Genomic DNA, 7,210 nt, shown 5'->3' with positions numbered 1-7,210 from the left:
TTAGTGCTATCATCATTACAATAATTTATGTCATCAGCGGTTCCTTATTTGGAAAGAAAGTTAATTTTTCACTAAGATAACATAGCATTTTAAATGAGCTATATTCCTCAAACGGGCGCTTTAACGGTATAAGATTTGTGCTTCAATCGAGCCAGATTGCGAAAGGTTTACAAAAAATAAAAGAAAGGATGGTAAAATGGATTTCTTCATAAACTTCATAGTTATTGCTTTATTTATCTTTCCAATTATTGCTCTAATTCATGAATCCGGACATGCGTTTTTTTTGAAAATATATGGTGGGAAAATTAGTGACTTCTCCATCGGTAATGGTGATATATTTTGGAGTAAAAATAACTTTAATATAAGAAAAGCTTATTTTTTGGGCGGCAAAGTTACCCCTGAAAACCTTGAAGTACTAAGTAAATATCAAAAGACTTTATTTATATTAGGCGGTGTAGTTTTCAACTTTTTATCCGCACTGATATTGCATTTATTAACGGATTATGAATTTCTTGTATTCAGAAGTTACATAGATAGTTTTATTTTTGTGTCGTATTTAAATGTGGTAATTAATCTAATTCCCTTAAATACGATTATTGGTTTTAGTGATGGTAAACAGTTAGGAGAGTTATATAAAAGTTAAATGATTAATACTTTGTTTCTTGTATTATTAGGATGAAAGATCACACAATCGGGCGCTTTTGCTGCATAGCAATGTGCCATAACCGGGCCATTGATTACTGAATAAGAAAATATATAAAATTGATTTATAAAGCGATTCTGGTCTATTCCAGAATCGCTTTTGATTAATTAAATAAAATTGTATACTTTTCTCTTCGTCATTCGTCTTATAACCACAGGGGGGGGAGAAATGAATAATTTAGACGACCTAAAGAGTTTAAATACGGAACTGAATATTGTTTATCGTTATCTAAGGAAATTGAAAATATCCCATGAAGATGCCGAAGATATTGTGCAAGAAACGGCTTATAAATTTCTTCAGTATTATGATTCAATAAGAACCCCCAAAATCCGTAGTTGGTTAATCCGTGTGGCTATCAATTATCATCATGATCAGTATCGTAAAAATAATAGGGTCATGCTTGACCTAAAAGAGGATCAAGTAAAAACACTTTTAAAAGATTTACCAGAGGAAATTCTCTTAAGCAACGAACGTTTGTCTGACATTGAATATATTTTATCTAAACTCAAACCAACATATAGGGAATTATTGCTTCTTAAATACATATGGGATTTAAAGTACGATGAGATATCTGAAATTCTGGATATGAAAGTTAACACCGTAAAAACTTCCTTATTTCGGGCAAGGAAGCAATTTGCAAAACTGTACAGGGAGGCAAACAGATGAGTGATCATAACAACAAACATGAAACAGAAAAAAATAACAAAGAGTTAGATTTTGTTACCGGCCCATCGTTTCAAAAAGTGATCAAAAAAGCGAAATGGAAACAAACCATTAAATATCTTGTCATTAGCGTTTTAAGCACAATCATCGTACTGTATGCGCTTTTTTGTGGTGGGCAATATCTTCTCCAAAAGCGACTTGTTAATGACGACAAGTTTTTATTTAGTCAAGTTAACGGGGCAAACGTTTATATGGATGGTGGGATGAACGTATACGGATTCTTAAATCTGAGTGTTGTAGAACATATTACAGTTAAAAAGACTATAGGTGATCGTGAAATTGTTTGGAACAAAAAAGAAGTAGAAATCCCCTTTATCGGAAGAAAAAATGTTATTGATAATGAACGGTTTACGGAGAAAACTGGATTTAGTGAAAGGTTTAATCGGCAAGTACACTATAATAACTATACTGGTGAAAGAGAAGTTGACTTCTATTATCCTCAACTTGAATATGAGTATTTACCTAATGAGTTAGAAATTGCAACAAAATTAGATGATAATACTTTGGCAGAGGTGGCATTATCATTTGATAAACCATACACGCTTAAAGAAGTTCAAAATCTGATGGGATCCGAAAATATCGACTGGGTTTGGGTTAAAACGGCTACAAAAGATAGACTTAACGATATAAAATCTGACTCCTTTCTTAGAATAATGGATGGTCCATCGGCTGACGGCTTTCAGGTATGGGGGAATGACTTAAGCCAAGCAGCTGAAATGTTTCTAAGGAACATTAAACAATTAAGCGAGGAAGGGAAATACAAGTCTACGGCTCAAGAAATGGTTAACGTAATTAATCCGAAGGCTTTACCGAAGATTGATGACCTTCGAATTTCGGGTGTGGTTGTTTCTGGAACGCCCAAGGAGCTAGAAAGATTTCAGGGTTTAAAAATCATTCGGGCCTCAATAATTGGGGCAACCATTAATCTCTATTAGAAATACCGGAGTAAAAAAAGATTTGTAATTATCACAAGAACTTTTACAGCTGGTTTTTTATTACTGAGGGTATTCAATTATCGGGCGCGATAGCCGTAAAAACATTTATCGAAATCTGGACTAGATTGTGAAGTTAGGAGGTGTTTAAAGTGGGAATACTGCTTCCAATAATAATGGCAACTACTGTATTTTTAACATTCTATTCTTTTTCCTTCGCTATTCTTAAGCGTTCATGGAGAGCAATGTTAATTTCTTTTATTGCAAGTTTGCCTATTTCAATGTACTTCGCAGGTGTTAATCCGCCCTTGTCATTCTTGGGTTTAGCACCAATTCTTTTCTTAACTCTAACAATTATTTTTAGAAGGCGTATCCAAAGGGAATTTGCTCAGAAAGTTTTGGATGAACAATGATTGTTCAACAAATGGGCGCGGTTGTCGTATGGGTTGTACCACAATAGGCCAGTTAATGTGAAAAAAGTATTACGGGAAATTACTAATTATAGGAGATTTAATACTTTGAAAAGATCTTTTGTACTAATCGTATTTCTGGTGTCTCTGTTATCTGCGTGCAATACGAATAATAATGATTTAACGTTTGTTGGGGAGGGTGAAAATTGGTCAGCTGAAGTAACCGTTCATCAAACTAATGGAGAAGAAACATATCAATTTCAGCTTAATAACAAAGGAAATAACTTAAGAGAGATTGACACATTTCGTTATTTTGTGGAATCAAAAAATAATGAAGTAATCAATCACAGTGTAAATGATGCTACATTAAATCAGGAAGGCATACATTACTACAAATCATTAAGTTCTAATAGTCCTTCTACAAGTGCGGAAGATGAGTTAGTTATAAAAGTAGAATGGAACGATACGAGCGAAAGTTTTGATTTGAGAAGTAAGTGATTGTATTGGGATAGTTATAATTAATGTAACGGGGTTTTATTTGAATAACGAACTAAAACAAAAGGGTGCTTTTACTGAATAGCGCACTTTGGATATTTATGAATAACCGTATACTAAGTTCCTTTAACTATCACTCTTGACTGAATATTGGGATTGCATGTCACCTAATGTTCATATACAATTTGGTTAATGAACAAGTACGAGGAGGAAATTGTATGATAGTACGTTATTTGGTGTGAACGAACTAACTGGATTCTCTTGAGATAACAAAAACATAAAAAGAATCCAGGAGGAGTTAGAATGAATAAAGAAAAGAAATTGAACTACCTAAAAGAAAAGCAAGATGAGCTACTATTTTCCGGTGCCTTTTACGCGGGAAAAACCAATGAAGTCCTAAAAGGAAGTAACGGATACGCAAACTTCCCGGAAAAGATTGAGAACAAGCCGAACACCAGGTTTGCAATTGCTTCAGGTTGTAAAATATTTACATCAGTTGCTATTTGCATGTTAGTAGAGGATGGAAAAATCTCTTTTGAATCAAAATTAAAAGACTACATTGATATAGAATTTCCGCATTTTGACCAAGATATTACTATTCATCACTTACTAACACATACATCAGGTGTGTGTGACTATTTTAATGAAGATATAATGGATGACTTTGAATTATTATGGAAATCACGTCCAATGTACCATATTCGTTCTCCAAAAGATTTCCTACCAATGTTCCAGTATGAACAAATGCAAGAAAGGATCGAAAGTGCATTTCAGTACAACAATGCTGGTTATATACTACTTGGTCTTATTGTAGAACAAGTATCCCAATGCAATTTTACCGAATTCATTAAGGAACGTATTTTTCATAAAGCTGGTATGAAAGACTCCGGATACTTCGAAATGGATCGTTTACCGGAAAGAACCGCACTTGGCTACATCGAGGAACCTGAAGGGAAATGGAAAACAAACATTTACTCTTTGCCCGCAAAAGGGGGACCGGATGGGGGTGCTTACGTTACGGTTGAAGACAGGGTTAGATTTTGGCAGGCCTTAACGAACAACCAGCTGTTGTCTAAAGAGATGACTCAAACATTATTAAAACCGCGTGTGACAGTTGTTGCAGAGGATGATATTTATTATGGCTATTGCGGTTATATGGAATTAGACGACGATAAAGAGGTAGTTAAGTATATCCAGATGGGATATGACCCTGGCGTAAATTTCCGTGAGGTGTACTATCCCGTGACTAAAACTATAATTGTAGTCTGCTCCAACGAGTCAGAAGGTGCTTATGAACTCCTGAAAGAAATTGAAAATATCTTATAAATTAAAAAGAAGGTAATGGCAAAAGGGACTAATAAGTTAGTCCCTTTTGCTAATTCATTCGGTGTATATTCGTACTCAGTTGGTCGCAATAAAAGAACATAGTTATTTTAAAATTATGAGCGTTGCCGGACTTTGCGTTAAACGGAGCCTTTAGCGGAATACGGGTATAGAAAAGGGGGATTTATGACTCTATGATTTTTCAGGAGGGATATGGATTGCGTATTGTAACCTTATCTGTGTTGCTCATTTTTTTATTGTAGGGATGTGCAGGCGAAGGAGGGTCGATGAAATCCGAAATAATAACGGTCGAACCATATGAATTAAGCGAACAAGAAATTCAGTTGGTCAGTAAGACGGGTGCAGGATCTATCGAATACTTCAAGTTGGACGGAAAAATTGACAGAGGCGAAGTTTTGACATTCTCGGTGGAGACTTATAAAAAGGGTAAATTGATCAGCGATGAGATGAAATCCTGGGGAGATCATAATGGAACATACAAAGACGTGATTATCTCTTTCGGTACGAGTGAAATCAGAGGTGGGGATAATCAATTGAACATGATGATTGGTGTGCCTTCTGGATTGGTTCGTTGGCAGCAACCCGATAAGATGACGATGAGCGCCATGTGCAGGATGATAGAAGAAAAAACAACCTTGGAGAAGGAAAAACCTACGTGTTTGGCTATGTGGAAAGGAACAGATGGAGATTCGCTGAGTTGCGCTAGATCCGAAGATGGCGGATTTCCGAAGTGGTTAGAAGAAGCAGACGTTGCGTATTTGTACAAATTCCTATAGACCAATGAGGAAAAAGTAAAGGAAAAATAATCAATATCTTAATAATCAGGCGCAGTTGTTGGGGAAACATTGTGCCTGAATCGGGCCAAATTGTGAAATTAAAACTACTACAAGTATAAGGGGATGCGAAGCTGACTAGGAAAAAGTGGAGGGTATTTATATGGCAAAAAAACAGGGGTTAAATAAAAAGTTGATTTTATTGGATTTGGTTTTTTATGCAATATTACCTTACATTGTATGGAATTATGGCAAGGAACCTTTTGGAGATTATGCAACAATGCTGATTTCAACAATTCCGGGATTTATTTATACCTGTTATCGATTTATCTTGGAAAAGCAATTTAATATAGCAGGATTATTTATCATAGGCTCATTGGCACTAGGAACTATGGTTAATCTGCTATCAGGGTCAGCAGAGCAGATGATATGGAATGGTGTATATTTAGGTCTATTTTATATAGTTATTTACTTTATTGCCTTGATAGTTAAGCGTCCTTTTTCCTTATACTTTGCTGTTGATTTTGCATATTTACAAGGCTATGCACGAAAAGATAGCGCAACATTATTTTTTCAAAAAGGAATCTTTAATTGGTTTCAATTAATTCAGGTTGTTTTCATTGTCAGGGGTCTTTTTATGGCAGGGTTAACAGTATTCCTCCTGAACAAATATGGAATTGATGGTTATGGTGGAATGTTGCTGTACAAGCAAATTGCGGGTTGGTTTTTCTGGATGCTGATTACGGGTATGTTCATTTATATTAATATCCCAGTACAAAGATTTCTTGCTGGGCAGCAAGATAAATTACAAGACAAGAAAACGCCATTATCTACTGATGAAATTTTTTAAACAGTTACTAGCCATTGAGTGTAAAAAAGGTTCATCAGTAATCGGGCCATTTAATTCGTTTGTTTTATTAAAAAATCATCGGAAGGTCAAGTATGAAGTTATATTTTAAATTACTTATTGGATTATTATTTGTTTCAACCCTAACAGGTTGTTTCGGAGAGGATTATGATTATTCCCCTCCCACTGTCACTATTCAAAGTAATTCCGATTTATCAAACGAAGGAAAATTAGAAGCTGCGAATGTAAATTGGAAAACTGATGAAAAATATACAAAAGAGACTGAAAACGTTCTAGCATTAGGAAAAGAACAGAATCCACTGTACTTTAATTCCGGCAATGAAGTGGATATATTATTTGACAGTCAAGATTTTAAAATCGAAGAATTAAGTGGTTATGTTAAACAGAATGATAAACAAATCGATCTAGAGATTAATAAAAACACGTTTAATTTACCGAATGAAAACGGAGAATATATAATTGTGATAAATCTTGTTTCTGATAGTGGAAATGCCGAATATGTAGGGAATATCGTTATTCAATAAAAGGGCGCTTTTCTGGAATAAAGATTGTGCCGTTAAAGGGCCATATAGCGACATAAGACAAGCAAGGGGTGATTGAAATTAAAAATACCAATATTGGACTGATTTTGTTATCATCGAGTGCCATAATTTATGGTTCAGCTTTAATATCAGCATCAATTTATTCTCTAAGTCTTGGAGGTGTTGATGGTCAAGGTTGGAGTACTGAATATGGAATTTTTGGAACTGCCCTAAGGGAAGTAGGTACCTTACCAATAATAATAGCTGTGTTATTAGCAATTGTGGGCATTGTTCTATTAGTGATACAAGAAAGAAAGGCTTGATAGATTATTTCTGCAATCAGGGCCAGATTATGAAATGAATTATTGTATGATTTAAACAACCGGCGATTTATAGGGAGGCGCAAATGAATACTTTTTGGAAACTAAATGTTATCAGTGT

General features: G+C 34.8%; 10 protein-coding genes. All 10 read left to right on the top strand.

Annotation, left to right across the window (positions count from 1 at the left end):
• Positions 1-196: 196 nt before the first annotated feature.
• The 10 genes from FILTAD_RS15605 (at position 197) to FILTAD_RS15560 (ending at position 7,092) form a co-directional block, all read left to right on the top strand.
• A complete protein-coding gene (locus FILTAD_RS15605) occupies positions 197-643 on the top strand; it encodes a site-2 protease family protein (RefSeq protein ID WP_124071884.1) in 447 nt (148 codons plus the stop codon).
• 228 nt (positions 644-871) lie between these two features.
• Complete coding sequence (locus tag FILTAD_RS15600; protein WP_124071883.1) at positions 872-1,369, top strand: RNA polymerase sigma factor; 498 nt, start codon at positions 872-874, stop codon at positions 1,367-1,369.
• Positions 1,366-2,361 (top strand): anti sigma factor C-terminal domain-containing protein, encoded by a 996-nt coding sequence (locus tag FILTAD_RS15595; protein ID WP_124071882.1) that lies wholly within the window; start codon positions 1,366-1,368, stop codon positions 2,359-2,361. Before FILTAD_RS15600 ends, FILTAD_RS15595 begins: the two co-directional genes overlap by 4 nt.
• Positions 2,362-2,510: 149 nt before the next feature.
• Positions 2,511-2,771, top strand: a complete 261-nt coding sequence (locus FILTAD_RS15590) for a hypothetical protein (protein ID WP_124071881.1) — start codon at positions 2,511-2,513, stop codon at positions 2,769-2,771.
• A gap of 105 nt (positions 2,772-2,876) precedes the next feature.
• Positions 2,877-3,266: a hypothetical protein gene (locus FILTAD_RS15585; RefSeq protein WP_124071880.1), complete on the top strand. Its 390-nt coding sequence runs from the start codon at positions 2,877-2,879 to the stop codon at positions 3,264-3,266.
• Between the two features lie 300 nt (positions 3,267-3,566).
• A complete protein-coding gene (locus FILTAD_RS15580; RefSeq protein ID WP_124071879.1) occupies positions 3,567-4,589 on the top strand; it encodes a serine hydrolase domain-containing protein in 1,023 nt (340 codons plus the stop codon).
• Positions 4,590-4,873: 284 nt separating this feature from the next.
• The gene (locus FILTAD_RS15575) at positions 4,874-5,383 is read left to right on the top strand and encodes a hypothetical protein (RefSeq protein WP_124071878.1); all 510 of its coding nucleotides are present in this window, start codon (positions 4,874-4,876) and stop codon (positions 5,381-5,383) included.
• A 160-nt stretch (positions 5,384-5,543) separates the two neighbouring features.
• Positions 5,544-6,230 (top strand): VC0807 family protein, encoded by a 687-nt coding sequence (locus FILTAD_RS15570; RefSeq protein WP_124071877.1) that lies wholly within the window; start codon positions 5,544-5,546, stop codon positions 6,228-6,230.
• A 92-nt stretch (positions 6,231-6,322) separates the two neighbouring features.
• Complete coding sequence (locus tag FILTAD_RS15565) at positions 6,323-6,772, top strand: hypothetical protein (RefSeq protein WP_124071876.1); 450 nt, start codon at positions 6,323-6,325, stop codon at positions 6,770-6,772.
• Between the two features lie 68 nt (positions 6,773-6,840).
• Complete coding sequence (locus tag FILTAD_RS15560; RefSeq protein ID WP_238988273.1) at positions 6,841-7,092, top strand: phosphatase; 252 nt, start codon at positions 6,841-6,843, stop codon at positions 7,090-7,092.
• Positions 7,093-7,210: the final 118 nt, after the last annotated feature.

The organism is Filibacter tadaridae (assembly GCF_900609045.1).
Classification (GTDB): domain Bacteria; phylum Bacillota; class Bacilli; order Bacillales_A; family Planococcaceae; genus Sporosarcina; species Sporosarcina tadaridae.
The sequence above is the reverse complement of the archived record's forward strand: the minus strand, read 5'-3'. Positions and strand labels throughout refer to the sequence as shown.

Bases quoted from the DNA above. Each gene is read 5' to 3' on its own strand.
- FILTAD_RS15605 (WP_124071884.1), top strand. From the start codon at position 197: ATGGATTTCTTCATAAACTTCATAGTTATTGCTTTATTTATCTTTCCA.
- FILTAD_RS15600 (WP_124071883.1), top strand. From the start codon at position 872: ATGAATAATTTAGACGACCTAAAGAGTTTAAATACGGAACTGAATATT.
- FILTAD_RS15595 (WP_124071882.1), top strand. From the start codon at position 1,366: ATGAGTGATCATAACAACAAACATGAAACAGAAAAAAATAACAAAGAG.
- FILTAD_RS15580 (WP_124071879.1), top strand. From the start codon at position 3,567: ATGAATAAAGAAAAGAAATTGAACTACCTAAAAGAAAAGCAAGATGAG.
- FILTAD_RS15575 (WP_124071878.1), top strand. From the start codon at position 4,874: ATGAAATCCGAAATAATAACGGTCGAACCATATGAATTAAGCGAACAA.
- FILTAD_RS15570 (WP_124071877.1), top strand. From the start codon at position 5,544: ATGGCAAAAAAACAGGGGTTAAATAAAAAGTTGATTTTATTGGATTTG.
- FILTAD_RS15565 (WP_124071876.1), top strand. From the start codon at position 6,323: ATGAAGTTATATTTTAAATTACTTATTGGATTATTATTTGTTTCAACC.